Source organism: Streptomyces cavernae (genome assembly GCF_004023625.1).
Taxonomy (GTDB): Bacteria; Actinomycetota; Actinomycetes; order Streptomycetales; family Streptomycetaceae; genus Streptomyces; species Streptomyces cavernae.
Window position 1 is genome coordinate 80,973 of the sequence record NZ_RPDJ01000031.1, and the last position, 26,289, is coordinate 107,261.

At 70.6% G+C, this 26,289-nt stretch carries 22 protein-coding genes; 9 read left to right on the forward strand and 13 right to left on the reverse strand.

The window, feature by feature from the left end; genetic code table 11:
• Nucleotides 1-48: 48 nt before the first annotated feature.
• Both EF387_RS34005 and idi read left to right on the forward strand, forming a co-directional pair.
• Nucleotides 49-990: a cation diffusion facilitator family transporter gene (locus EF387_RS34005; RefSeq protein ID WP_128379453.1), complete on the forward strand. Its 942-nt coding sequence runs from the start codon at nt 49-51 to the stop codon at nt 988-990.
• A gap of 135 nt (nt 991-1,125) precedes the next feature.
• A complete protein-coding gene (idi, locus tag EF387_RS34010) occupies nt 1,126-1,731 on the forward strand; it encodes an isopentenyl-diphosphate Delta-isomerase (RefSeq protein WP_128379454.1) in 606 nt (201 codons plus the stop codon).
• 18 nt (nt 1,732-1,749) lie between these two features.
• Here the strand turns inward: idi and EF387_RS34015 are convergent, their stop codons facing one another.
• Together EF387_RS34015 and EF387_RS34020 are read right to left on the reverse strand one after the other, a co-directional pair.
• On the reverse strand, nt 1,750-2,265 hold the full coding sequence (locus tag EF387_RS34015) for an ATP-binding protein (protein WP_128379500.1): 516 nt from the start codon (nt 2,263-2,265) through the stop codon (nt 1,750-1,752).
• A gap of 174 nt (nt 2,266-2,439) precedes the next feature.
• Nucleotides 2,440-3,069: an HdeD family acid-resistance protein gene (locus EF387_RS34020; RefSeq protein ID WP_128379455.1), complete on the reverse strand. Its 630-nt coding sequence runs from the start codon at nt 3,067-3,069 to the stop codon at nt 2,440-2,442.
• A gap of 101 nt (nt 3,070-3,170) precedes the next feature.
• Here EF387_RS34020 and EF387_RS34025 point away from each other — a divergent pair, with 101 nt between their 5' ends.
• Nucleotides 3,171-3,920, forward strand: a complete 750-nt coding sequence (locus EF387_RS34025) for an enoyl-CoA hydratase/isomerase family protein (protein ID WP_128379456.1) — start codon at nt 3,171-3,173, stop codon at nt 3,918-3,920.
• Here EF387_RS34025 and EF387_RS34030 read toward each other — a convergent pair.
• Nucleotides 3,907-4,542, reverse strand: coding sequence for a DJ-1/PfpI family protein (locus EF387_RS34030; protein ID WP_128379457.1), 636 nt, complete (start codon nt 4,540-4,542; stop codon nt 3,907-3,909). The genes EF387_RS34025 and EF387_RS34030 overlap by 14 nt on opposite strands.
• 11 nt (nt 4,543-4,553) lie before the next feature.
• The gene (locus tag EF387_RS34035) at nt 4,554-5,507 is read right to left on the reverse strand and encodes a GlxA family transcriptional regulator (RefSeq protein WP_128379458.1); all 954 of its coding nucleotides are present in this window, start codon (nt 5,505-5,507) and stop codon (nt 4,554-4,556) included.
• Between the two features lie 163 nt (nt 5,508-5,670).
• Between EF387_RS34035 and EF387_RS34040 the strand changes: the two genes are divergently transcribed.
• Nucleotides 5,671-8,037, forward strand: coding sequence for a Tex family protein (locus EF387_RS34040; protein WP_128379459.1), 2,367 nt, complete (start codon nt 5,671-5,673; stop codon nt 8,035-8,037).
• 349 nt (nt 8,038-8,386) lie between these two features.
• Here EF387_RS34040 and EF387_RS50165 read toward each other — a convergent pair whose 3' ends face one another.
• Nucleotides 8,387-8,845: a 2-oxo acid dehydrogenase subunit E2 gene (locus EF387_RS50165; RefSeq protein ID WP_128379460.1), complete on the reverse strand. Its 459-nt coding sequence runs from the start codon at nt 8,843-8,845 to the stop codon at nt 8,387-8,389.
• A 173-nt stretch (nt 8,846-9,018) separates the two neighbouring features.
• Here EF387_RS50165 and EF387_RS34050 point away from each other — a divergent pair, with 173 nt between their 5' ends.
• The 3 genes from EF387_RS34050 to EF387_RS34060 all read left to right on the forward strand — a co-directional run bounded on the left by EF387_RS34050 (nt 9,019) and on the right by EF387_RS34060 (nt 10,573).
• Entirely contained in the window at nt 9,019-9,291 is a 273-nt protein-coding gene (locus EF387_RS34050) for an HPr family phosphocarrier protein (RefSeq protein WP_128379461.1), read from the forward strand.
• A gap of 88 nt (nt 9,292-9,379) precedes the next feature.
• Nucleotides 9,380-10,330: a sugar-binding transcriptional regulator gene (locus EF387_RS34055; protein ID WP_128379462.1), complete on the forward strand. Its 951-nt coding sequence runs from the start codon at nt 9,380-9,382 to the stop codon at nt 10,328-10,330.
• Nucleotides 10,331-10,375: 45 nt separating this feature from the next.
• Nucleotides 10,376-10,573 (forward strand): hypothetical protein, encoded by a 198-nt coding sequence (locus tag EF387_RS34060; RefSeq protein WP_128379463.1) that lies wholly within the window; start codon nt 10,376-10,378, stop codon nt 10,571-10,573.
• 239 nt (nt 10,574-10,812) lie between these two features.
• Here EF387_RS34060 and EF387_RS34065 read toward each other — a convergent pair whose 3' ends face one another.
• The 5 genes from EF387_RS34065 to EF387_RS34090 form a co-directional block, all read right to left on the reverse strand.
• Nucleotides 10,813-12,459 carry an ABC-F family ATP-binding cassette domain-containing protein gene (locus EF387_RS34065; RefSeq protein WP_128379464.1) on the reverse strand — a complete coding sequence of 549 codons (1,647 nt, stop codon included), beginning with the start codon at nt 12,457-12,459 and terminating at the stop codon, nt 10,813-10,815.
• Nucleotides 12,460-12,803: 344 nt separating this feature from the next.
• The gene (locus EF387_RS34075; RefSeq protein WP_128379466.1) at nt 12,804-13,856 is read right to left on the reverse strand and encodes an oxidoreductase; all 1,053 of its coding nucleotides are present in this window, start codon (nt 13,854-13,856) and stop codon (nt 12,804-12,806) included.
• A 158-nt stretch (nt 13,857-14,014) separates the two neighbouring features.
• Nucleotides 14,015-15,769, reverse strand: coding sequence for a BCCT family transporter (locus tag EF387_RS34080; protein WP_128379467.1), 1,755 nt, complete (start codon nt 15,767-15,769; stop codon nt 14,015-14,017).
• A gap of 76 nt (nt 15,770-15,845) precedes the next feature.
• Nucleotides 15,846-17,141 carry a M14 family zinc carboxypeptidase gene (locus tag EF387_RS34085; RefSeq protein WP_128379468.1) on the reverse strand — a complete coding sequence of 432 codons (1,296 nt, stop codon included), beginning with the start codon at nt 17,139-17,141 and terminating at the stop codon, nt 15,846-15,848.
• Complete coding sequence (locus EF387_RS34090) at nt 17,138-19,111, reverse strand: Xaa-Pro dipeptidyl-peptidase (protein ID WP_128379469.1); 1,974 nt, start codon at nt 19,109-19,111, stop codon at nt 17,138-17,140. The genes EF387_RS34085 and EF387_RS34090 overlap by 4 nt, the downstream gene beginning before the upstream one ends.
• Nucleotides 19,112-19,303: 192 nt before the next feature.
• Here EF387_RS34090 and EF387_RS34095 point away from each other — a divergent pair, with 192 nt between their 5' ends.
• On the forward strand, nt 19,304-20,809 hold the full coding sequence (locus EF387_RS34095; RefSeq protein WP_128379470.1) for a M1 family metallopeptidase: 1,506 nt from the start codon (nt 19,304-19,306) through the stop codon (nt 20,807-20,809).
• 111 nt (nt 20,810-20,920) lie between these two features.
• Here the strand turns inward: EF387_RS34095 and EF387_RS34100 are convergent, their stop codons facing one another.
• Complete coding sequence (locus tag EF387_RS34100; protein ID WP_162467226.1) at nt 20,921-22,645, reverse strand: dolichyl-phosphate-mannose--protein mannosyltransferase; 1,725 nt, start codon at nt 22,643-22,645, stop codon at nt 20,921-20,923.
• 129 nt (nt 22,646-22,774) lie between these two features.
• On the opposite strand from EF387_RS34100, the gene EF387_RS34105 reads away from it, so the two are divergent.
• Entirely contained in the window at nt 22,775-23,071 is a 297-nt protein-coding gene (locus EF387_RS34105) for a hypothetical protein (protein WP_128379471.1), read from the forward strand.
• Nucleotides 23,072-23,302: 231 nt separating this feature from the next.
• On the opposite strand, the gene EF387_RS34110 is transcribed toward EF387_RS34105, so the two are convergent.
• Together EF387_RS34110 and EF387_RS34115 are read right to left on the reverse strand one after the other, a co-directional pair.
• Nucleotides 23,303-23,809 (reverse strand): SigE family RNA polymerase sigma factor, encoded by a 507-nt coding sequence (locus EF387_RS34110; protein WP_128379472.1) that lies wholly within the window; start codon nt 23,807-23,809, stop codon nt 23,303-23,305.
• A 304-nt stretch (nt 23,810-24,113) separates the two neighbouring features.
• On the reverse strand, nt 24,114-26,288 hold the full coding sequence (locus tag EF387_RS34115; protein ID WP_128379473.1) for a 3-hydroxyacyl-CoA dehydrogenase NAD-binding domain-containing protein: 2,175 nt from the start codon (nt 26,286-26,288) through the stop codon (nt 24,114-24,116).
• Nucleotide 26,289: the final 1 nt, after the last annotated feature.

Here is a 26,289-nt window from a genome sequence, read left to right on the forward strand (position 1 = left end):
TCACTGTGACTCCGGCACGGAGCCGGAGGGCAACAGAAGGGGGCTTCCATGGGTGCCGGTCACAACCACGGCGGGCACGGGCACGGGGCCACGGGTGGGGGCACCGCGACCGCCGCGTATCGCGGCAGGCTGCGGATCGCGCTCACGATCACGGTGACGGTCATGGTCGTCGAGATCGTCGGCGCGCTCGTCGCCGACTCCCTCGCGCTGGTGGCGGACGCCGCGCACATGGCGACCGACGCGCTGGGCCTGGGCATGGCGCTGCTGGCGATCCACTTCGCGGGCCGCCCGGCCGGCGGCAACCGCACCTTCGGTTACGCGCGGGCCGAGATCCTCGCCGCACTCGCCAACTGTCTGCTGCTGTTCGGTGTCGGCGGGTACGTCCTGTACGAGGCGGTGCAGCGCTTCGTCACGCCCGCCGAGACCGAGGGTGGCCTCACTCTCGCCTTCGGCGCCGTGGCCCTGCTCGCGAACGTGATCTCTCTGGCCCTGCTGACGCGCGGTCAGCAGGACAGCCTCAATGTGCGCGGCGCATTTCTGGAGGTGCTCGCGGACGCGCTCGGCTCGGTGGCGGTGATCGTGGCCGCCCTGCTCGTGCTGACCACGGGTTGGCAGGCCGCGGACCCGATCGCCTCGCTGGTCATCGGCCTCATGATCGTCCCGCGTGCCTGGAAGCTGCTGCGCGAGACGCTGGACGTCCTGCTGGAGGCGGCACCGAAGGGCGTCGACATGGCGGAGGTGAGGGCGCACATCCTGGCCCTGCCCGGCGTTGAGGACGTCCACGATCTGCACGCCTGGACGATCACCTCCGGGATGCCGGTCCTCTCCGCTCATGTCGTCGTGGCCGCCGACTCGCTGGACACCGCGGAGTACGAGCGGATGCTGCACGAGTTGCGGGAGTGCCTGGACGACCACTTCGACGTCGCGCACTGCACCTTCCAGTTGGAGCCGAGCGGGCACGCGGTGCACGAGGCGGGGTTGTGTCACTGAGACCCGGGGGGCGCGTCGGCGCTCGGAACGTGCGCCGAGCCCGTGGCCGGGTAGGACATGCGGGTCCGCGAAGTGCCGGGAGTGCCGGTTTCGTGCGGCAGACTTGAGGTTCGAGGACCGAGGCGAAGGACTGGTATGCCGATCACACCTACCACCGCGACGCACGGTTCGGCGCTCAGTTCGTCGAACGGCACCACCGAAGCGATCCTGCTGGAACTGGTCGACGAGGACGGCACCACCATCGGCACCGCGGAGAAGCTCTCGGCGCATCAGCCGCCCGGGCGGCTGCACCGCGCCTTCTCGGTGTTCCTCTTCGACGAGCGGGGCCGGCTGCTGCTGCAGCAGCGCGCCCTCGGCAAGTACCACTCCCCCGGTGTCTGGTCCAACACCTGCTGTGGTCATCCCTACCCGGGCGAGTCCCCCTTCGCCGCCGCCGCCCGGCGCACCTACGAGGAGCTCGGGGTCTCCCCTTCGCTGCTCGCCGAGGCGGGCACGGTCCGCTACAACCACCCGGACCCGGACTCGGGTCTGGTCGAGCAGGAGTTCAACCACCTGTTCGTCGGGATGGTGCAGGCGTCGCTCAGCCCGGACCCGGGGGAGGTCGGGCATACGGTTTTCGTGACCGCGCGGGAGCTGGCGGAGCGGCACGCACGGGACAGCTTCTCGTCCTGGTTCATGACCGTGCTGGACGCGGCCCGGCCGGCGATCAGGGAGCTGACGGGCCCGTCGGCCGACTGGTGAGACCGGGCGGGTCCGGTGTCAGGGGAACCGGGGGATGCCCCCCTTGAGCGGCAGGGCGGCCCAGATCACCTTGCCCCCGCTCGCGGTGTGCTCGACATCGCAGACACCGCTCGCCTCCTGAGTGACCTGGTGCACCAGCAGCAGGCCCCGGCCACCGGTCCGGCCGTGGTCCGTCTGCAGGGCGGTGGGGCGGTAGGGGTGGTTGTCCTCGACGGAGACGCGCACCCAGTCGGCGGCGACGGCGACCTCCACGGCGAGCGTCGGTGAGAGCAGCGCCGCATGGCGGACCGCGTTGGTGACCAGTTCCGAGACGATCAGCAGGAGGGCGTGGACCACCTCGTCGCAGGCGGGCACGCCCTGCCGGGCCAGCAGGTCCCGAACGGTGTGCCGCGCCTGCGGCACCGAGGAGTCGACGGCGGGGGCGGTGAAGCGCCACACCCCTTCGTACGGCAGTGGACCCGGCGGTCCGGGGTCGAGCGGCACGCTTCCGCCGCTCTCAGGGCGTGGGCCAGCCCCCCGCCCTTCGTCGTCCATCGTCCGGTCGCCACCTCTGCGCTCGATTGTCACCACACATTGAGTGTTGGCTCCGAGCTGGTCCATACCGGACGACTGAACACAAGTCAGCGACTATCGACAGCTTCTGACCGACGGCGTACTCCGACGTCGGCCGTGCGACAGCTCCTGCCTCTCTGGTGCCGACTCGGGACACTATTCGGGTTGTACGGGTTTGGTACCGGGCGGTGGGTATTCCTCCTCCGCGAGCTGTTCCGACACCATGCGCACGATGCGCCGCCCGCCGTAGCCGGTGGCGATCAGGCCGAGCCCGTCGAACAGCAGCGCGAGCGAGACGAAGCAGCCGATCACGTACTTGCTGCTGCTCGGCCAGGTTGCCAGGACCAGTGCGCCGAGCAGCAGACCGAAGGCGCCCTGCACCAGCGTCCAGCCGAACTGCGGCCCGCGCACCACGACGCTGCCCACCAGCCGGAAGATCCCGCCGGTCAGGAAGAGCAGCGCGGCGAACATGGTCAGCGCCTCGGCGGCGGCATCGGGGGTACGCAGGATCACCACTCCGGCGGCGATATTGAGGGCGGCCACCACGACGGCGAGCCAGAAGAAGTTGTCGCCGCGGGAAAGGACCGCGTGCAGCAGTCCCACGACACCGCCGATCAGCAGCAGCCAGCCGAACAGGACCATCGTGGTCAGGGTGGCGGCGGCGGTGTAGATCAGGCCGACGAGCCCGGCGATCACCAGGATCACCCCCAGCACCGCGAGCCCGCCGAAGCCCCGGCGTAGCCTGGCCGGCTCGTCGTGCGGCCTCTTCTCCTTGAGCCTGGTCATCAGCGCCTCCTCGCGGAAGCCCCCCGGTGGTGCGTACGTGGTGGGCGTACGCGGTGGACTGGTTGATCGTATGTTCGGCGCGTGCGGATAGCATCCGCCGTATGGAGCTGCTGCACGGCGTCGCCGACGGGGTCGCCACCGTCGTCATCCACCATCCGGCCAAGCGCAACGCCATGACGGCCGGCATGTGGCGGGCACTGCCGGCGCTGCTGGACGCCCTGGCCGCCGACTCCGCCGTACGGGCGCTGGTGCTCACGGGTGAGGGCGGCACCTTCTCGGCGGGGGCCGACATCTCCACCCTGCGCAGGACGGCGGCCGAGGCGCAAGAGCTCGCCGTACGCGCGGAGGAGGCGCTCGCGGCGTTCCCCAAGCCGACGCTGGCGGCGGTGCGCGGGCACTGCGTCGGCGGCGGGGCCCAGCTCGCGGTGGCGTGCGATCTGCGGTTCGCCGAGGAAGGGGCACTGTTCGGCGTGACTCCGGCGAAGCTGGGGATCGTCTACCCGGCGTCCGCCACCCGGCGGCTGGTGTCCCTGGTGGGTCCGGCCACCACCAAGTACCTGCTGTTCTCCGGCGAGTTGATCGACAGCGCGCGGGCACTGCGGACCGGGCTGGTCGACGAGGTGCTGCCCGACGGCGAACTCGGCAAGCGCGTGGCGGAGTTCACCCGGATCCTGGTCACGCGTTCCCAGCTCACGCAGGCCGCCGCGAAGGAGTTCGCGAACGGGCGTACGGACCGGGACGGGTACTGGGCCGAGCAGGCGCGCGGCAGCGGCGACACCGCCGAGGGGGTCGCCGCCTTCCTGGAACGCAGGGCGCCGAGGTTCTCGTGGAGCGTTCCTACGCCAGAGTGAAGCGGCTGTCGGTGCGGAACTCGTCGACCAGGTGCTGAGGCGCCTTCTGCGGGGAGCCCGCGTCGTACGGCGGCTGCGGGTCGTACTCGGTGAGCAGTTGGACGGCCTGGGCGTGTTCGTCGCCGGCGATCCTGCCGAGCAGGGTGAGGCCCATGTCGATCCCTGAGGAGACCCCGGCCGCGGTGACGTACTTTCCGTCGGTCACGACCCGTTCCCCCGTCGGCTCGGCCCCGTACTGCTTCAGGAAGTCGAGGGCCAGCCAGTGCGAGGTGGCGCGGCGGCCGTCCAGGAGGCCGGCGGCGGCCAGGAGCAGGGAGCCGGTGCACACGGAGGTCGTCCATGCGCTCGTGCGGTCGGCGGTGCGCAGCCAGCCGAGGAGGGTCTCGTTGTCCATCTGGTCGAACTGACCGGGGCCGCCCGGCACCACCACGATGTCGGGGTCCGGCACCTCGGCGAGGGTCTTGTCGGCGACCAGCGCGAGCGCTCCGGTGTCGGAGCGGACGGGACCGGTCGACTCGGCCACGAACACGGTCTCCGCGTCCGGGAGACGGCCGAGGGTCTCGTAGGGTCCCACGGCGTCGAGTGCGGTGAAGCGGTCGTAGAGGACGATCGCGATCTGCATCGGTCTTCCCTTCAGGCGGTGGATGCGGGACGGAAACGGCGGCGGTACTCGGCCGGGGCCGCGCCCAGCGCCCTGACGAAGGCGCGGCGCATCGCCTCGGGAGTGCCGTAGCCGCTGCTGCGGGATATCTCCTCGACGCCGTCGGTGGTGTCCTCCAGCAGGCGCCGGGCGTGTTCGAGGCGGACGCGGTCCACGTACCGGCCGGGAGTCATGCCGGTCTCGGCGTGGAAGGCGCGGGCGAAGTGCCGGGGTGAGAGGCGGGCGCGGGCGGCGAGCGACTCGACGGACAGATCGCCGTCGGGGTGCTCGGTGATCCACTGCTGGACCTCGCGCAGCGGTTCGCGGTGTGCGGTCTGGGCGGCGAGCTGCGCGCTGAACTGGGCCTGGTTGCCCGGCCGTCGCAGGAAGACGACGAGGTGGCGGGCGATGGTCAGTGCGACCTCCCGGCCCAGGTCCTCCTCCACGATCGCGAGCGCGAGGTCGATGCCGGAGGTGACGCCGGCGGAGGTGGCCACGTGCCCGTCGCGGATGTAGATGGGGTCGGGGTCCACCTCGACCGCCGGGTGGTCGCGGGCGAGCTTGTCGCAGTACGCCCAGTGGGTCGTGGCCCGGCGGCCGTCCAGCAGGCCCGCCTCGGCGAGCAGGATCGCGCCGGTGCACACGGACACCAGCCGCTCGGCGTGCGGGCCGTGGACCCGCAGCCAGTCGACCAGCCGGGGATCACTGCGGCGGGTGCCCGCGCCGCCAGGGACGAGCAGGGTGTGCGGTTCGGGCGCGTCGGCGAGGGAGTGGTCGGGGACCAGGGTGAGGCCGCTGGAGGTGCGCACGGGGGTGCCGTCCAGCGAGGCGGTGCGCAGGGCGTAGGTCCCGGGTCGGCCGAGCTCGGCGCCCCCGAAGACCTCGACCGGTCCGGTGACGTCGAGGCTCTGCACGCCGTCGAAGAGGACGACCAGAACGTTTCGCATGGCTTCGATTCTTGGGCGCCCCCATGATGGCCGCAATGACGAGCTCCCCACCTTTTCTGCCATGGGTGGCGAACGCGCCACACGTCGGTGCCCTGGGCCACGGTTGTCGGTGTCACCTGCCACAATTGCCGCGCAACCTCAGCTGATAAGGCGGTACGGGATCGTGAAGACACCCGGATCCATCGAAGTAGGGTCCATCGAAGGCAGGATCGCCGAGGAGCTCGGCGTACGGGAGCGGCAGGTGAAGGCCGCGGTGGAGCTGCTCGACGGCGGTTCGACGGTGCCCTTCATCGCCCGCTACCGCAAGGAAGCGACCGAGATGCTCGACGACGCGCAGCTGCGCACGATCGAGGAGCGGCTGCGCTATCTGCGGGAGCTGGAGGAGCGGCGCACGGCGATCCTGGAGTCCGTGCGCGAGCAGGGCAAGCTCACCGAGGAGCTCGAGGCGCGGATCCGCGGCGCGGAGACGAAGGCGCGCCTCGAGGACATCTATCTGCCGTACAAACCGAAGCGGCGCACGAAGGCGCAGATCGCCCGTGAGGCGGGCCTGGAGCCGCTGGCGGAGGGCCTGCTCGGCGACCCGTCGGTGGAGCCGCTCGCGGCCGCCGCGGCCTTCGTCGACGCCGACCGGGGCGTGGCCGACCCGCAGGCCGCCCTCGACGGCGCGCGGGCGATCCTCACCGAGCGGTTCTCCGAGGACGCCGACCTGATCGGTGAGCTGCGCGAACGCATGTGGGTGCGCGGGCGGCTGGCGGCCAAGGTGCGGGAGGGCAAGGAGGAGGCGGGCGCCAAGTTCGCCGACTACTTCGACTTCGCGGAGCCCTTCACCGAGTTGCCCTCGCACCGCATCCTCGCCATGCTGCGCGGCGAGAAGGAGGAGGTCCTGGACCTCGTCCTGGAGCCGGAGGAGCCCACGGAGGGGCCGTCCTCGTACGAGGGGATCGTCGCGAACCGTTTCGGGATCGCCGACCGCGGCCGCCCCGCCGACAAGTGGCTGACGGACACGGTCCGCTGGGCCTGGCGCACCCGCATCCTGGTGCACCTCGGCATCGACATCAGGCTGCGGCTGCGCACGGCCGCCGAGGACGAGGCGGTGAACGTCTTCGCGGCGAACCTTCGTGACCTGCTGCTCGCCGCCCCGGCGGGCACGCGCGCGACGCTCGGGCTCGACCCCGGATTCCGTACGGGTGTGAAGGTCGCCGTGATCGACGCGACGGGCAAGGTCGTCGCCACGGACGTGATCTACCCGCACGTACCGGCCAACAGGTGGGACGAGGCGATCGCCAAGCTCGCACGCCTCGCCAAGGAGCACGCGGTCGAGCTCATCGCCATCGGCAACGGCACGGCGTCCCGGGAGACGGACAAGCTCGCCGGTGAACTCATCACCAAGCACCCCGAGTTGAAGCTCACCAAGGTGATGGTGTCGGAGGCGGGCGCCTCGGTGTACTCCGCGTCGGCGTTCGCCTCGCAGGAGCTGCCGGACATGGACGTCTCGCTGCGTGGCGCCGTGTCGATCGCGCGCCGACTGCAGGATCCGCTGGCCGAACTGGTGAAGATCGACCCGAAGTCGATCGGCGTCGGGCAGTACCAGCACGACCTGTCCGAGGTGAAGCTGTCGCGGTCGCTGGACGCGGTGGTCGAGGACTGTGTGAACGGCGTCGGGGTCGACGTCAACACCGCCTCCGCGCCGCTGCTCGCCCGGGTCTCCGGCATCACCTCGGGCCTGGCGGAGAACATCGTGGCGCACCGGGACGCCAACGGGCCGTTCAGGTCGCGCTCCGAGTTGAAGGGGGTGGCCCGGCTCGGGCCGAAGGCGTACGAGCAGTGCGCGGGCTTCCTGCGGATCCGTGGCGGGGACGACCCGCTGGACGCGTCCAGTGTGCACCCGGAGGCATATCCGGTGGTGCGGCGGATGGTGAAGACCTCCGGCCAGGAGGTGGCGTCGCTCATCGGCAACACCTCGGTGCTGCGGTCGCTGAAGCCGGGTGACTTCGTGGACGAGTCGTTCGGTCTGCCGACCGTGTCGGACATCCTGAAGGAGCTGGAGAAGCCGGGTCGTGACCCGCGGCCGGCCTTCAAGACGGCCACCTTCAAGGAGGGCGTCGAGAAGATCTCCGACCTCGCGTCAGGGATGGTCCTGGAGGGCGTCGTCACCAACGTCGCGGCGTTCGGCGCGTTCGTGGACGTCGGGGTGCACCAGGACGGGCTGGTGCATGTGTCGGCCATGTCGAAGACGTTCGTCAAGGATCCGCGGGACGTGGTCAAGCCCGGGGACATCGTGAAGGTGAAGGTGCTGGACGTCGACATCCCGCGCAAGCGGATCTCGCTGACGCTGCGGCTGGACGACGAGGCCGCACCGCGGGGGCAGGCAGCCGGGGGGCGCCAGCAGCAGCGGGGCGGCGGGCGGCCTCCCCAGCAGCGGCAGAACCGCGGGGGCGGCGGGTCGCGGCAGGCGCCGCCCCCGCCGGCGAACAGTGCCATGGCGGATGCGTTGCGGAAGGCGGGGTTGCTGGACCCGAAGCAGCGTTGAGTTCCGGCTGACAGGGGGGTTTGGGTGGGTTCTCTCGCCCTCACCCCCCACCGCCCCGCCGCTCCTACCGCTCCTGCCGCTTCGGCCTGAACGGCCTTGTCCCCGAAGGCCGGAGGGGCCGAGGAGTCGGCTGCCGAGGAGGTCAGGAGCGGGCGATGAGCCTGACCTCGCGCAGTATCTGGTCGACCTTGTGAACCGCCTTCGCGGGCAGGCCGAGCAGAAAACACACCGGCCGGTCGGTCACTTCGGAGCACACCTTGGCGGGCAGGTTCCCCAGCCGGCTCCGGAAGTCCCGGGCGTATTGTCCGAGGACCAGTTCCCGCGGGTGTGTGTGGTCCTGCCGCAGTGTTCACAGGTGATGGTCAGCAGACAGCCGTGAACATAGGTCAGGCGATGGGGCTGCTCCCCGCCGCACGAGCAGTCCAGAAAGGCCTGCCCGGTTTCCTTGTCGATCATGGGCGGGTCCTTGGGGTCGGGGACTCGTGAGGCGGGGGCGAGCGGAGCAGCAGCCGTTCGTGGTCGCAGAGCGGGGCCGTCGGCGATCCCGGCCACCGGGCCGCAGCCGGGCCGCCGCGCGGTGATCGGCGATCCGGTGATCGACGGTGAGTCGGGCGGTGCAGCCCGTCCGGATGTGGACACCGCCACCGGACACGACGGCCCGCGCGGCGATCTCACCGATGGTGACCACCACCTGGGGAGGGACGACGGGAGCGGTGAGCCGTTCGGCGCCGAGCGGTTCCCGGTCGAACAGCACCCCTGGCGATGCGGTGGCCCTGCCCCCGTGCGTGCGTCGGAAAGCGAGCGGCATGTCCCGAACCCCTCCGATCCCTTTGCACAAATGTGCACACCTATTCACCTACGTGATGATGCTTGCATGCTTCTCGCGGCTCTGTCCAGACGCTTGACGCACGAGGAGCGGGTGCGAGCTGATGGGGCGAGCGGTCGCACGAGTTGTCACAAACATCGTCGAAAGGCACCACCATGGTTGAGCGCCGAGTCACCGTCGGCTGGCCCGAGGGGCTGCACGCCCGCCCGGCCTCCCTGTTCGTCCGCGCCACGGCGTCCCTGGGAGTTCCGGTCACCGTCGCCAAGGACGGCGGCGCCCCCGTCAACGCGGCCTCCATGCTGGCCGTGCTGAGCCTGGGAGTGCAGGGCGGGGAGGAGATCGTCCTCGCCTCGCCGGCCGACGACGCCGGGCCCGCCCTGGACCGCCTTGCCGAGCTCGTCACGGCGGGGCTCGAGCAACTCCCGTAAGCCGTCCGGCTGACCACCCCTGCTCATCGGTCGGCTGTGCAAGGATTTGGGCAGATGTGACGAAGCCGCGATGCGAGAGGGTGGGCGAATGCCGGCGTCCCGTGAGCGCGACCTGCTGGTGAAGGCCGCACGGCTCTACTACCAGGACAACTGCTCGCAGCAGGAGGTCGCCAGCGCGCTCGGCGTGAGCCGGTCCAACGTCTCGCGCATCCTGGCCGCCGCCCGCGAGCAGGGCATCGTCGAGATCCGGATCAACGATCCCGCGGGACGCGATCTGGATCTGGAGGAGGAGGTGAGCCGCGCCTTCGGGCTCACCGCCTGCCGGGTGGCCGCCGTCCGCTCGGAGGACGAGGTGCTGCCCAAGGTCGGTGAACTGGCCGCGGACTGGCTGCTGGACATGGCACGTCCCGGTGACGGCATCGCGCTGTCCTGGGGCCGTACCCTGCAGGCGATGGTGCGGGCCGTCCACGCCGAGCGGCCACTGCCCGCCGAGGTGCTCCCGCTGGTCGGCGGGCTGTCCTCGGTGGCCTCGGAGATCATGGGCGAGGAACTGGTACGGGACCTCGCGGACCGGCTGGGCGCCACGTTCCGGCGGCTGCACGCCCCCGCCCTGCTGGAGACCAAGGCCTCCCGGGACACCCTGCTGACCGAACCCGCCATCAGCTCCGTACTGGGGGCGGGCCGCAAGGCCTCGCTGGCGTTCGTGGGTGTCGGAGCGGCGGGCGTCGGCTCCTCCGCGGCACTCATCGACTCACTGCGGCTCGGTCGCCGCGACCGAGCGGCGTTCGAGCGGGCCAGGCCGGTGGGTGACATCTGCGCCCGCTACTTCGACGAGGACGGCAACCCGGTGCACGGCGCCGTCGAGGACCGGGTGCTCGCGGTGTCGCTCGACGACCTGCGCCGGATCAGGACCGTGGTCGGGCTGGCCGCGGGAGTGGAGAAGGCGCGTGGTGTGCTGGGCGCCCTGCGCGGTCACTACCTCGACGCCCTCGTCTGCGACTCCGCACTGGCCGAGGCACTCGTGGCCGAACTGCGCTGACGCGCCACAGCACCGGATCCGGCACCGTCCGCGCACGGTGCCCTCATGGGGCGTTTTCGCAAGGCGAGGCATCCGACGTCTGCGCGGGACGTCGAGATCAGACAGGACACGGTGATAGCCGCCCTGCGCCGCCTCCAGGACCTGCTCCTGGCGGGCAGCGCCCTGGACGAGCTCCTGCTCGTGCCGTCCGGGACCTCCGCCGTCCCGGAACCGGAGAGCGAACTCGCGGCCCACGGCGCATGAGCCGGCCGGTAGGCCGGGCATCTCGCTCCGGCATCGAGACGGCACGCTCGACCACGCGCCGCGCGCCGGGTGACTGCGTGGGTGTCCGCTTCCGGCGGCGCGTCCGGGGCCGACCCGCATTCGCCTCGAACGAACGTACTACCGGCCGAAAGAACTGCTCGACGGGTTCATCGCTCACCGCCCGGACCGGACCGATCACGGCGCCGTCATGACATCACCCCGAGCCGGGACCGAAAGACTCAAGTGCGCTCCGTCACCTTCCCCGACGCCACCTCGAGCATCCTGGTCGTCCGTACCGCGTCCAGCATCCGGCGGTCATGTGTGACCAGCAACAACGTCCCCTCATACGCATCCAGCGCCGACTCCAGTTGTTCGATCGCGGGGAGGTCGAGGTGGTTGGTCGGCTCGTCCAGGACCAGCAGGTTGACGCCTCTGCCCTGGAGCAACGCCAGGGCGGCCCTGGTGCGTTCGCCCGGTGACAGGCTCGTCGCCGAGCGCAGGACGTGGTCGGACTTCAGGCCGAACTTGGCCAGGAGTGTGCGGACTTCGACCGGTTCCGTCTCCGGAGGAACCGCAGCGCGGAACGCGTCCAGCAGCGACTCGGAGCCGTGGAAGAGCCCCCTGGCCTGGTCGACCTCGCCGACCAGCACACCCGAGCCCAACGCCGCGGTCCCGGCGGACAACGGGACCCGTCCCAGCAGCGCACCCAGCAACGTCGACTTGCCCGCGCCGTTCGCTCCGGTGACCGCGACCCGGTCCGCCCAGTCGATCTGCAGCGAGACGGGTCCGAGGACGAAGTCGCCGTGGCGCACCTCGGCGTCCCGGAGCGTTGCGACCACCGCGCCGGAGCGTGGCGCGGAGGCGATCCGCATCTGGAGCTCCCACTCCTTGCGCGGCTCCTCGACGACTTCGAGGCGTTCGATCATGCGTTGTGTCTGCCGTGCCTTCGCCGCCTGCTTCTCGCTCGCCTCGCTGCGGAACTTGCGGCCGATCTTGTCGTTGTCGTTGCCCGCCTTGCGCCGGGCGTTCTTGACCCCTTTGTCCATCCAGGAGCGCTGCATCTGGGCGCGTTCCTGAAGGGCCGCCTTCTTGTCGGCGTACTCCTCGTAGTCGTCGCGGGCGTGGCGCCGGGCCACCTCCCGCTCCTCCAGATAGGCCGCGTAGCCTCCGCCGTACAGATTGATCTGCCGCTGGGCCAGGTCGAGTTCGAGGACCTTGGTCGCCGTCCGGGTCAGGAACTCCCGGTCGTGACTGACGACCACCACGCCGGCGCGCAGTCCGCCCACGAAGCGCTCCAGCCGTTCCAGCCCGTCCAGGTCGAGGTCGTTCGTGGGCTCGTCCAGGAGGAACACGTCGTAACGGGCGAGGAGCAGGGAGGCGAGGCCGGCGCGGGCGGCCTGGCCGCCGGAGAGCGATGTCATCGGCTGGTCGAGGCCGACGCCCAGTCCGAGGGAGTCGGCCACCTCCCCGGCCCGGTCCTCGAGGTCCGCGCCGCCGAGGCCGAGCCACCGGTCCAGGCTCACCGCGTACGCGTCGTCCGCTCCCGGCGCGCCGTCGACGAGCGCCTGCGTGGCCTCGTCCATGGCGCGCTGGGCGGCGGCCACGCCCGTGCGGCGCGCCAGGAACTCACCCACGGTCTCGCCCGGTCGCCGCTCGGGTTCCTGCGGCAGATGGCCGACGGTGGCGGTGGGCGGGGACAGCCGCAGGTCGCCCTCTTCGGGGGTGTCCAGGCCGGCGAGCAGCCGCAGCAGGGTGGACTTGCCCGCGCCGTTGGCACCGACGAGCCCGATGACATCGCCGGGCGCGACGACGAGGTCGAGCCCGGAGAAGAGCGTGCGGTCGCCGTGGCCGGCGGCGAGGTCCTTGGCGACGAGGGTGGCAGTCATCAGGACGCCGATCCTAGTGCCCCGGCAGGCAACGTTTGCCCGTCAAGGAGCGGCGTCATGGGGGTCCCCCCTGCTCATGGGGGTCCCCCCGCTTCGAGCGCAGCCGAGAGTGGGGGAGAAGCCGCGAGCTTGGGGGAGCGTGCTCTGGGGGTACCCCCTGCTCGAAGACCTTGGGGGAGTGCCGGCCGGAAGTCCTCGTACTGGACGTACTTGGGCTTTCGGCCGGTGCGGCGAGTGGGGGTACCCCCTGCTCGAAGAGCTTGGCGGAGTGCCGGGCGTCGCGACGGGGCAAACGTTGCCTGTCGGGGCACCAGCGACCGCCCGTGGGTGGTGCCGTCCCCGCTCTACCCGTGCGCCATCGGTTCCACCAGCACTCCGTCCGTCGTCCGCGCCACAATGAACGACTCGCCCTTCGTCGCCTTGGCGTCCAAGGGGATGCGATGGCTGCCGGTCTCGAGGATCCCGTCGAAGAGTTCGTGCGTATGGGTGCGGTAGAGCCGGTCGAGGCGATAGGCGACGAGCCGGACCCGGCAGGTGGAGGTGACCTCCACGCCCGCCTCCCCGTCGACGGCGACCAGCCGGGTCAGCCGGCGCTGTTGCAGGGGACTGCGGTCAAGCGCGTGCTCGATCTGCGCGACGAGCAGCGGAATGATCGGCGCCAGCCCGTCGACGTAGGCGACCTCGACTCCGGCGCGTTCGAAGGCCTGCCGTACGGCGGTGCGCTCGTCCTCCGCGACCGCGCGTCCGAAGGCGACGGCCCCATAGGTGCGCAGTTCCTCGGGCGGGACGGCCGCGGCGTCGGCGGTGATCTCCGCACCGATGCCGATGGTGCGCAGCGCGGCGGCCAGTTTGGCGAGTACGGCGACCCGGGCGCCGATCAGCAGCACCCTGCGGCGTGGTTCGGCCGCCTGGTCCAGCAGCGCGTGCAGTGCTTCGCGGTACTCGCGGCCGCGGAAACGGAACGGGCCTATTCCGTGGTAGCCGTTCATCTGGAGGTCGGCGTGTTCATCCGTCTGCCAGGCGAAGTCGCGCCACACGTAGTCGTCACCGTCGCCGTCCCCGGCGGATCCACCGGTAGTGGCCTTCTCGATGACGGCGGTGACGGCCCCGCATTCGAGGCCCTCGCACTCGGGACAGCCGTAGATCACATAGCGGCCGCCCGCCAGGGGTGCGTCCGCTTCCAGAAGGAGGCTGCGCACCTGCGCGGTGAAGATGGCGGGCGGAACGTCGGAGGCGAGCGGGGAGACGGCATCGAGGTCGGAGAGCTGGAACAGCAGCGGCCGTCCGTTGACGATGAAGTCCATGAATTCCCGGTGCACCTGGTACTCACCGTTGGCAAGGACCCCACCGGCACGCATGGCCGGAGCCAGGCCGAAGGTCGCGTACTCGGCAGACATGCCCCGAGTATTCCCTGAATGGGAGTGATGGCTACCACGGCTTGGCACATTCGCTGATGTCTCCGCCGTGCCCCACCCCTACTACCTCCATGGTCCCCCGCCGACGGGGGTGGGGCCGAGGGTGGTTCACCGCCCCTCCGCCCCTCCCCCGGCCCGCGTCAGACGCCCGACGGACGGCGTTGCTGCGCAGACTCCCCGTCTGGAGCCGACTCACCGTCCGGAGCCGGTTCCTCGGGAGGAGCGGCAATCGCGTGGGCTCCTATCGGGTCGCCCTCCGTCTCCGTTCCCGGGCCCGGCCCGACGCGGATCGCGAACTCGCCGTCGTACTTCTTGTGGCCCTCGATGACCGCCTGGCCGACCGCCTCGTGACCCATGCGGCCGCGCACGATGAGGGGGTCCGCCCGCAGGTCCCGTACCAGGGCCACGCACATCCCGATCATCACCAGCACGAAGGGTGCGGCGGCGAGAATGGTGAGGTTCTGCAGGCCGGCCAGTGCGTCGCCCTTGCCGTTGCCGATGAGGAGCATCACCGCCGCGACGGCGCCGGTCACCACGCCCCAGAACACCACCACGAACCGGCCCGGTTCGAGGGTTCCACGCTGCGACATCGAACCCATGACGATGGACGCGGCGTCGGCACCCGACACGAAGAAGATCCCGACCAGGATCATGACCAGCAGACTGGTGACGGAGGCGATCGGGAACTCCCGCAGTACGCCGAAGAGCTGGGCCTCCGGTGTCGGCAGGTCGCCCAACTGCCCGGTCTGCTTCATCTTCATGGCCGTGCCGCCGAAGACGGCGAACCAGACCAGGCTGACCGTGCTGGGCACCAGGATGACCCCGCCGATGAACTGACGGATCGTGCGACCCCGGCTGATGCGCGCGATGAACATGCCGACGAACGGCGTCCAGGAGATCCACCACGCCCAGTAGAAGACGGTCCAGTCGCCCAGCCAGGTCGCCACGTCGGCGCCGCCGGTCGCCTCGGTGCGCCCGGCCATCTGCGACAGGTCCCCCAGGTAGGAGAAGAACGAGGTGGGCAGGAGGTCCAGGACGATGATCGTGGGGCCTGCGACGAACACGAACAGGGCGAGGACCAGCGCCAGCACCATGTTGATGTTGGACAGCCACTGGATGCCCCGCTCGATTCCCGAGACGGCCGAGGCGACGAACGCCAAGGTCAGCACGGCGATGACGGTGACGAGGAGGCCGGTGCCGACCGAGTCCATCCAGTTCAGGACGGTGATCCCGGACCCGATCTGCAGGGCGCCGAGGCCGAGCGAGGCGGCGGAGCCGAACAGCGTGGCGAAGATGGCGAGGATATCGATGACCCGGCCCGGTCCGCCGTTCGCGTGCTTCTCACCGATCAGCGGGGTGAAGACGGCGCTGATGGTCTGCGGCCTGCGGCGCCGGAACGTGCTGTAGGCGATGGCCAGGCCGACCACCGCGTAGATCGCCCAGGGATGCAGGGTCCAGTGGAACAGCGTGGTGGCCATCGACGTCTCCATCCGCTCGGCGGAGTCGGCGGGGCTGGTGCCGGGCGGCGGCGAGGTGTAGTGCGACAGCGGCTCGCTGACGCCGTAGAACATCAGACCGATCCCCATGCCCGCGCTGAACATCATCGCGACCCACGACACGGTCTTGAACTCCGGTTCCTCGCCTTCCGCGCCGAGCCGGATCCTCCCGTAGCGGCTGCTCGCGAGCCACAGCGCGAAGACCACGAAACCGGACGCGGCGAGCATGAACGCCCAGCCGAAGTTGTGGATCAGTCCCTGGAGCAGTCTGTCGGAAACGCTCTCGAGTGAGTCGGTGGCGGTCCAGCCCCACACCACGAACGCCAGGGTGAGTGCGGCGGATACGCCGAACACCACCCTGTCCGTCCGTTGTTCGCCATGTGTCATGGCAGCCGTCATGGCAGCTCCTTTCCTGGAGGGCACATGGGGCTGCTGCCCAGATCTGCCCTCCACAGCCGCCACCGGCTCATTCGTCTCAGCAGTTGGTTTCCGGTACCCCGATCGCGAGGTGATATGGCGCCCGCTCGTCGAGCAGCAGCGGGACCAGTGCGCGCAGCGACTGCCGCAGCGGTACGAGGACCCCTTCGGCGTCCCGTTCCACCCGGACGCCGTGCAGGGCCAGTTCATCGCGCAGCGACGCGTACTGGTCGTCCGTCAGCCGGTAGCCGCAGGGCGGGTCCTGGATCATTTCGGACGGTTCGGCCGGATCGTTGTCCGCGCCGCCGACATAGACGGGGCCCCTGTCGAGCAGGCCGGCGAGCCGTGCGGACCCGGTGGCCGTCTCGATCCGGGTGCGGCGTTCGGCCGCGAAGTCGAACAGGCCGCCCAGCGCCGACCGCTGGGAGGCGACCCGGCGCCGGTTGTTGGCCGCCTCGTCGGTGCCCGCGGTCAGCGGCTCGACGCGGCTTTCCATGAGCAGTCCGACGGAGTGCTTGACGCCGGACATGTTCCGCAGGATGCGTTCCTGTCCGTCGCCGGCCGTCTGCTTGATCGGGTCGCCGGTCACGGGGTCGGTCCAGATGCCGTAGGTGCCCGTCGTGTACCCGGACGCCCGGGCGGCGAGCCTTACGTACGCGCCCGACAGGGTCTCGGCCTCGTCGTGCACGGCCGCGACGGTGTTGAGGTTGCGCGGCCAGAGGTCGAACAGGTCCTTGTCGTAGTACGGGGGTGTGGCGCCGTACTCGTGGAGGTCGTAGACGATGTCGGGCTTTCGGTCGCGGATCACCGCGGCCATGGCGCGGGCCTCGGCGGTCGCCAGGGCGAGGTGGTCGCGGTTGATGTCGACGCCGTCGCCGTTGCCGCGGGTGTCGGCGGCCCGGCCGTCGGGATTGGCGGTCGGGACGACGAGCACGGTGGTGCTCTTCAGGAACCGCCTGGTCCGCCGGTCCTCGGCGTGGGCCAGGTCGCGGACCGTCGTCAGGCATGCCTCCCGGCCGGACGGCTCGTCACCGTGCTGACTGCACACGAGGAGCACGGTGTTGGCGGTGGGGCGCGGCCCTCCGACCCGGACGAGTTGCAGGGGGCGGCCCTGCTTGGTGGTGCCGATCCGGGCGATGGACACCCGGTCGCTGCCGCGGTCGACGGCGGCCAGGAAGTCCTGCTCCTCGGTCTGTGCGGTCCAGCGGGCGCCACCCGACCGTTCGAAGCCGGTACGGGGCAGTCCGGCCACGGCTGCCGAGCCGGACGTGGTGGTCGCGTGCGCCGGTGCCGTGAGTAACGCGCCCGCCAGTAACGCGCCCGTCGTCACGGTCAGGGTCAGGGCGCGGATCACAGGCTGCCTCCAGGGATACGGTCGGCGGTGCGCGGCGGGGCGACGCCGTCGAGCGTCGCGGCCCCGGGGTTGGCCGCGGCGGAGCCCGAGGTGGCGCGGGCGAACGCGGTGGCGCCGCCGACCAGCGGTACGCGGGCCGAGGTGCGCGACAGGTCCAGCGTCACCGTGGGCTTGCTCGACGGCGGGTCGATGAGGTCCTTGTCGGTGCCCGCGACGATCAGGGCGAGCCGGTGGCCGGCCGGGACGACGTGGTCGGTGGCGTGCAGGTCGAGGGTGATCGTGTACTTCTTGCCCGGGGTGAGCGGGGCACCCTTCCCGTCGGAGGCGTGATTGCCCAGATCGGCCCAGCCTCGGCTGACCACGGTGTAGTCGACGGCGGTGGTCTTGGCCCTGGTCTCCTTGAAGCAGGAGCTGTCACCGGTGGTGCTCGGGCCCCAGCAGGTGCGGTCGGTGAGGGTGGTGATGCCCTCGGCGGCGTCGGCGTAGTCGCGGATGGTGTCCGGGCCGAGGTCGACGAGGACGGCGGAGAGGTGGGCCGTCGAGGTGGTCGGGGTGGCGGTGACGGTCACCGCGGAGGAGCCGGACAGCCCGAGGTCGCGGGTGAGCGGCCCGGTGACGAAGCCAGCCTTGTCGGGCGTGGAGGTGTCGATCCGCGCCGCCCAGTCGGTCTCGCCGAGCCCCGGATCGTCCGTGAACGTCGCGGTGCCGGAGCCCTTGCGGAGACCGAGGGTGCCGACTCCGGGCCGGTCCCCCTTGCCCGGGCGCAGGGTCGTCGCGGCGGTGCCCCGGGGCGGCCAGAGCCTGGAGGTCACCCACTGGTCCGGTGCACGCTCGATGTCGGCCATCGGTTCGTCGTCGATGCCGTTGTCGTAGCCGAGGAGTTCGTGGTCGAACCAGCGGTGCAGGGTGTCGGCCCAGGTGGCGCGCCGGAAGTCGAACGGGTCGACGTGGCCGGTCTGGGAGAGCCAGACCTTCCGCTCGACACCGTTCTTCGCGAGGGCGTCCCACCACTGGCCGAAGTGCTTCGGACGGACGTTGAGGTCCTGCATGCCGTGGATCGCGAAGACGCTCGCCTTGATCTTGCGCGCGTCCTTGACGTAGTCGCGTTCGGTCCACAGCGGGGTCCAGTCGCCGCTGCGCGGTGCCCCGTCGACGAGCTTGCGCTGCACGGCGGCGCACTTGGCGCGGGCGTCGGGGCTCTCGACGTAGTTGGACAGCCAGTCGGGGCCGGAGTCGTACAGCGGGGCGCCCTTGGCGAAGTAGTAGTCGTACCAGGAGGAGATGGCGGCGATCGGCACGATGGTCTTCAGGCCCTCGACGCCGGTGGCGGCCACGCCGTTGGCGATGGTGCCGTCGTAACTCTTGCCGATCATGCCCGTCTTGCCGTTGGTCCAGCCGGCTTTCGCCCGTACGGTCCCGGTACGCGTGGTGTAGCCCTTGGCGCGGCCGTTCAGCCAGTCGACGACGGCCTTCGCGGACTGGACGTCGGAGCGCCCGCCGACGTCCACACAGCCGTCGGAGCGATTGGTTCCGGCCAGGTCGACGCCGACGAACGCGTAGCCGCGCGGCACGAAGTAGTTGTCGTAGTAGAGCGGCATCTGGACGACGTCGCCGTTCGCGTCGTACGTCTTCTTCTGGCCCTCGTTGCCGCGTCCGCAGCACGAGTAGTACGGGCTGGCGTCCATGATGACCGGGATCCTGCGGCCCTGTTGTGCGGGTTCGCGGGGGCGGACGATGTCGACCGCGACCCGGTCGGTGCGGCCGTCGGAGTCGCCGTCGAGTCCGATGTCCACCCACACGGATTCGCGGACGGCGTCGTCGTAGGAGTAGACGGGTCTGCTCTCCCTGGGGGCCGCCGGGGCGGCCGGGGCGCCTTGTGCGGCTGCCGGGGTGAGCGCGGTCGCCAGCAGGGCGGCGGTGGCCGCCGTCGCGAGCGTTCTCCAGGTCGTGAAGCGCGTGGCTTTCGGCATGCGCGGAAGGTACCCCGGTCAACTCCCGTGCGACAGAGGGCCTTTCGTGGCTGCCGAGGTGTTCGGTGCCGGTGCGGTTCATGTCGGCCGAATGGCGATCGTGTGACACGCGGGGCCGTGGACATCACCGGAAACGGAGAGGCTGAATAGGCTCCGAACGGAACTCCGTCCCCCACGACTTGGAGCATTCTCGTGCACCGCAGACTCATCGTCCCGGGCGCGCTCGCGACCTCGTTGCTGCTGTCCGTTCCGGCATCGGCGGCGGACTACGAACCCGGGGCGCCGGGCATCGGCGACCCCTACTACCCGGCGTACGGCAACGGCGGATACGACGTCTCCCACTACGACCTGCGGCTGAAGTACCAGCCGACGACCGACGAACTGGCGGGCACGGCGATGCTGCTGGCCACCACGACCGAGGACCTCTCCCGCTTCAACCTGGACTTTCTGCTGGACGTCAGCGAGGTACGGGTCAACGGCGCCGCGGCGTCCTTCACCGCCTCCGGCGAGCACGAGTTGGAGATCACCCCGCGGAACCCGCTGCCGAAGGGCACGCCCCTCACCGTCGTCGTGCGCTACAGCGGTGTGCCCTCGTCGAAGAAGGCGTACGGCTTCACGAGCTGGCACCGCACACCGGACGGCGGCGTCGCCGCGAACGAGCCCGAGGCCGCGTGGTGGTGGTTCCCCAGCAACGACCACCCGCTGGACAAGGCCACCTACGACGTGTCGGTCGCCGTTCCGGACGGCACCCAGGCGATCTCCAACGGCACGCTCCAGTCGACTACTTCACGGACCGGCTGGACCCGTTACGCCTGGCGGTCCAACAAGCCGCAGGCCACGTACCTCGCGACGCTGGCGGTCGGGAAGTTCGACATCACCAGGAGCACCTCCGACGACGGCATCCCGATCCTCAACGCCTACAGCAAGGACCTGGGCGACAACTACGGGGCGGCGCGGGCCAGCATCGAACGGACCGGGGAGGTCGCCGACTGGCTCGCCGGCCACTTCGGGCCGTACCCCTTCAACGCGCTCGGCGGGTACGTCCCCAACACCACCACCGGGTACGCGCTGGAGACCCAGACGCGGCCGTTCTACAGCCCCCGGCAGTTCGCGAGCGGGTCCAACGTGTCCGTCGTGGTCCATGAGCTGGCCCACCAGTGGTACGGGGACCTGGTGTCCGTCGCCGGCTGGAAGGACATCTGGATCAACGAGGGCTTCGCGCGGTACGCGCAGTGGCTGTGGTCCGAGCACGAGGGCGAGGGCACGGCACAGGAGATCGCCGACTACGTGTACGCCTCCCGCCCGGCCGACGACGCCTTCTGGACCGTCAAGCCCGGCGACCCCGGTCCTGAGCACCAGTTCGACATCGCGGTCTACGACCGGGGCGCGCTCGCCCTCCAGGCGCTGCGCAACGAGATCGGCGACGAGGCGTTCTTCGCCGTCCTGAAGGGCTGGCCGCAGGAGTACGCGCACGGGAACGCCACGGTCGGCGACTTCCGGGAGTACGCGGAGCGGATCTCCGGGAAGCCGCTCGGCTCCCTGCTCGACACCTGGCTGTACCAGCCGTCGAAGCCGGGGGCTCCGGCTGCGCGGGAGGCGTCGATCGCGGTGCGGGCCCTGGGCACGAAGGGTGGCGCGATCTCTCCGCCGAAGTCCTGGCGGAAGATCGCTGCGACGAACTCCGTCCACGAGCACTGACCGGGGAGGGACCCGGAAAGGGAGAGGGGCCCGGACAGGGGCTGGCCCTGGCCGGGTGGCCCTTCCGGGCCGGTGCGCCACGTCCTCGCCGTCCGGGCTCGGTGTGAGCTTTCAGATCCAGGTATCGAGCCACATGCGGGTGCGCCAGCCGGGATACGGAATCGTCAGACCCGTGTAGATCGGGAAGAAGTAGATGAAGTTCCAGGCGATGAGCACCACCAGCGCGCCCGTCGCCACCGCACCCCGCATCCGGCGCTTTTCATCCGCCCCCGGCGGCCCCAGCAGCGCACCCAGCGTCATCGCCACGGCCAGGCACAGGTACGGCACGAAGACGACGGCGTAGAAGGAGAAGATCGTTCGGTCCTGGTACAGGAACCAGGGAAGATAACCGGCACCCACCGCGCACAGGACGGCTCCCGCGCGCCAGTCGCGGCGCAGCGCCCAGCGATAGAGCAGATACACCAGCGCGCAGCATGCCGACCACCACAACAACGGCGTGCCCAGTGCGAGGACCGCCTGCGAGCAGCCGGACGCCGCGTGGCAGCCGTCCTTGCCGGCCCCCGGCGACTCGTAGGAGAACAGCACGGGACGGCCGAGGACCAGCCAGCTCCACGGGTTGGACTCGTACTTGTGGAACGCGTCCAGGCCCACATTGAACTGGTAGACCCCGTACTCGTAGTGCCACAGGCTGCGGAGCGGGGCCGGGATCCACGACCATGCGCCGCCGCGGCCGTCCGCCCAGTGCCGCCCGTAACCGTTGTCGGAGAGGAACCAGCCGGTCCAGGTCGCCAGATAGGTCACCCCGGCAACCGGAACGAGGGACACCACCGACCAGCCGGCATCCCTGCGCAGCACAGCACGGTACGGGTGGCGTGCCCCCGCGACGCGGCGGGCACCGACGTCCCACAGCACGGTCAGGACGATGAAGGAGGCCAGGAAATACAGGCCGTTCCATTTGGTCGAGGCCGCCAGGCCCAGGAAGAAGCCGGCCGCGAGCCGCCACGGACGAACTCCCGTCCCGGCGCGGGCCCCGGTGTCCTGGTCCGGTCGCACGTGGCCGTCGTCGTCCGCGGGTAAGGCTGCCGCGAGCCGGGCCCGCGCGCTGTCCCGGTCGATGAGCAGGCATCCGAACGCCGCCAGGACGAAGAACATGACGACGAGGTCGAGCAGAGCGGTGCGGCTCATCACGTAATGCAGGCCGTCCACCGCCATCAGTGCCCCGGCTGTGCAGCCCAGCACAGTCGAACGGAACAGGCGGCGCCCGATTCGGCACAGCATCAGCACCGACAGCGTGCCCAGGAGCGCCGTCATGAAGCGCCAGCCGAAGGGCGTGAGGCCGAACAACCACTCGCCGAGGGCGATCACCCACTTGCCCGCCGGTGGGTGCGCGACGAAGGACCCGGCGTCGGAGAGCGGGATCACCTGGGGGTCGGCCAGGATCTGCGGGTCGGTGACCTTGCGGTCCGGCCAGGTCCCCTCGTAGCCGAGCCGCAGCAAGGACCAGGCGTCCTTCGCGTAGTACGTCTCGTCGAAGACGACCGCTCGCGGGCTGCCCAGACGCCAGAAGCGCGTCAGCCCGGCAAGGAGCGCCACCAGCAGCGGCCCGCCCCATCCCGACCAGCGCACCAGCCGGTCGGCCGCTACCGGGGACAGCCCGAGTGTGCGCCACAGTCGTGACCCGGGTTCGGGAAACGGCGCCATCAGGCGGTCGCGCGTGGACGTACGGGGTCGCTCGACGTGCCCGAAGCGGCGCAGCCGCCGCTCCCAGGAGGTCGGCCGGCTGTTCGCCGCGTTCCGCGGTACATCGACCGACGCGGGCGCGTTCTCGTGGATCACGTGGTCTGCTTTTCACTCGTGGAGAGCAGGGCGAGCGGGGATCAGCTGCCCGGCGGGTGGTGGTGGTCACGCCGGTTCGGGTTCCCCTCACCCGTCGGGGCCGCTTGAACCCGGCCAAGGCGCTACCTGGTGGTCGCGGTCCGTGTCGGCATCGGGACCGGCTCGGAGGTCGAGGGGCGGTACGGCATCGGCACCGGCCTGGTTGCTGTCGTGCAGGCCTGCATCGGCATCCGCTCGGCAGGGGAGGCGGGGCCGTCCGTCGACGACATCGGCTTGACAGGGGAGGCGGGGCCGTCCGTCGACGGCATCGGCTCGGGCCCGGTGGTTGACGTGCAGGTCGGCATCGGCGCCTCCTTCGCGGTGGAGGCGGGGCGGGCCGTCGACGGCATCGGGGCCGACTCGGCGGAGGTGACGGGGCGGGGCTGAGGGCCGGTGGGCCCGCTCTGCGCGAAAGAGTTCGGCAGGACCATCAGTCCGACTCCGAGTCCGGCGACGGTCAGCACGGATCCGGTGGCCATCCAGGCGGTCCGGGCCCGCTGTCGGGCGCGGACACCGGCTTGCAGTCGGTGCCGGTGCCGGTCCTCGTAGGGCGTGTCCTCCCGGCTGTCACGCATCATCCGTGCCAGCTCCTGCTCGAAGTGATCCATGGCTCCTTCTTCACTCGGCCGGCTCGACTGCCTCAGCCAGAAGCAGCCGTAACCGCGCGACGCCGCGTGCCGTGAGTGAACGGGCGGTACCCACCGGACACCCCAGCACTTCCGCGACGTGCCGCTCGGGCAGGTCCTGGTAGTAGCGCAGCACCACCGCGGCCCGTTGCCGCGCCGGCAGCAACGCCAGCGTGGCCTCCAACCGGGTCCGCTCATCCACGGCGGCGGTCTCGTCTCCCGCCTCGGGCGGCTCGGGCAGCTGGTCCACAGGGTGCTCGCCCCACCAGCGACGCCGTGCCGAGCGAGCCGCGGCACGGACCAGGACCCTGCGCACGTATGCCTCGGGCGCCTGCTCGGCCACCTTCGGCCAGGCGAACCACAGCTTGACGAGCGCCTCTTGCAGCAGATCCTCGGCCCGGTGCCGGTCTCCGCCGGTGAGCAGCCGCGCCAGGTGAAGCAACGCGGCCCACCGAGCCGCCACGAACCGGTCGAACTCAACGGCCCGCAACTGCCCCATCAGCGTCGTCCCTTACCTCGGCACGCCCCTACACCTTCAGATAAGACACTGGCCCCTGCCCTGCTATGCACCCCTGCCATGTGACCTGGCTCACACAAGCTCACGCCCTGCTGGAGCGGAGCTGAGGCCTTGAGCGAGTTCGAGGACGAGACCGCAGGCCGATACGGTCCCCGGGGGCGGAGCGCCCGGAAACCGTATCGGGTAGGGGCGGCGGGGCGAAAACCCGTCAGGAGCGGCATGTGTCAGGCGTACCGCTCAGCGCCTCGAGGTCTGCTCCTCGAGGTCTGCGCCTTGGGTCTGCGCCTCACGGCGTGTCCGTGAACCGTTCCCCCTTCTCCGCCTTCGCGACCAGCAGCGCCGGAGGCGTGAACCGATCGCCGTAGCGGTCGGCCAGTTCGCGCGCGCGGGTCACGAACCCGGTCAACCCGCCCTCGTAGCCGTTGATGTACTGCAGCACGCCGCCGGTCCAGCCGGGGAAACCGATGCCGAAAATGGAGCCGATGTTGGCGTCCGCGACGGACGTCAGCACGCCCTCCTCGAGGAGCCGGACGGTGTCCAGCGCCTCGGCGAACAGCATGCGCTCCTGCATGTCCTTGAACGGGATCTCGGTGCCCGGGCGGGTGAAGTGCTCGCGCAGGCCCGGCCAGAGCTTGTCCCGCTTGCCGTCCACGTAGTCGTAGAAGCCCGCGCCCGCACTGCGCCCCGTGCGGCCGAACTCGTCCACCATGCGGTCGATGACCGCTTCGGCCGGGTGGGCGGCCCAGGTGCCGCCGGCCTCCTCGACCGCCCGCTTCGTCTCCTGACGGATCTTGCGGGGCAGGGTGAGGGTCAGTTCGTCCATGAGGGAGAGGACCTTCGCGGGGTAGCCCGCCTGGGCCGCCGCCTGCTCCACGGAGGCGGGCTCGATGCCCTCGCCGACCATGGCCACGCCCTCGTTGATGAAGTGCCCGATCACGCGGGAGGTGAAGAACCCCCGCGAGTCGTTGACGATGATCGGGGTCTTCCTGATCTGGCGGACCAGGTCGAAGGCGCGGGCCAGGGCCTCCTCGCCGGTTCGTCCGCCCTTGATGATCTCGACCAGCGGCATCTTGTCGACGGGCGAGAAGAAGTGCAGTCCGACGAAGTCTGCCTGTCGCTCGACGCCCTCGGCGAGCGCGGTGATCGGCAGGGTGGAGGTGTTGGAGCACAGCAGCGCGTCGGGCGCGACGACCTGCTCGATCTCCTGGAACACCTTGTGCTTGAGCGCCGGGTCCTCGAACACGGCCTCGATCACGGCGTCGCAGCCCGCGGCGTCGGCCGGGTCGGCGGTGGGCTTGATGCGGGCCAGCAGCGCGTCCGCCTTCTCCTGGGTGCTGCGTCCCCTGGCCACGGCTTTGGCGCAGAGCTTCTCGGAGTAGGCCTTGCCCTTGACCGCGGCCTCGAAGGAGACGTCCTTGAGGATCACCTCGATACCGGCGCGGGCACAGGAGTAGGCGATGCCGGCGCCCATCATCCCGGCGCCGAGGACGGCGACCTTGCGGACCTGGCGGGGCTCGATGCCCTGGGGGCGGTTTCTGCCCGCGTTGACGGCCTGGAGGTCGAAGAAGAACGCCTGGATCATGTTCTTGGCGGTCTGTCCGGTGACCAGCTCCGTGAAGTACCGGCCCTCGATGGTCAGCGCGGTCTCGAAGTCGACCTGGGAGCCCTCGACGGCCGCGGCCATGATGTTGCGCGGGGCCGGATAGGGCGCGCCGTTCAGCTGCTTGCGCAGATTGGCCGGGAAGGCGGGCAGGTTGGCGGCGAACCTGGGGTTCGAGGGTGTGCCGCCGGGGATCTTGTAGCCGGGCTTGTCCCAGGGCTGGTGGGACTCGGGAGTGGCGTCGATGAAGGCGCGGGCCTTGGCGAGCATCTCCTCGCGGGTGGTGGCCACGTCGTGCACGAGGCCGTTCTCGAGGGCGCGCCGCGGGTTGTACTGGGTGCCCTGGAGCAGCACCTTCAGCAGCGCGTCGGCGATGCCCATCAGGCGTACGGTGCGGGTGACGCCGCCGCCGGCCGGGAGCAGACCGAGGGTGACCTCGGGCAGGCCGATCTTGGAGTCGGGGGTGTCGAGGGCGATGCGGTGGTGGCTGGCGAGGCAGATCTCGTAACCGCCGCCGAGCGCGGCGCCGTTGATGGCGGCGACGACCGGCTTGCCGAGGGTCTCGATGCGGCGCAGGGAGTCCTTGATGTCGGCGCAGGTGTCGAAGGCCAGCTGGGCGTCCTCGGGGCCGACCCTCATCATGTCCTTGAGGTCGCCGCCCGCGAAGAACGTCTTCTTGGCGGAGGTGTAGATGATGCCGCGGATGGAGTCCCGCTCGGCCACCGCGCGGTCGGCGATCGCGGCGATGGAGGCCCGGAAGGCCTGGTTCATGGTGTTGGCGGACTGGTCGGGGTCGTCGAGGACGAGGGTGACGACACCGGTCTCGTCCTGTTCCCAGCGGATGGTCGTGCTTTCGGTCATG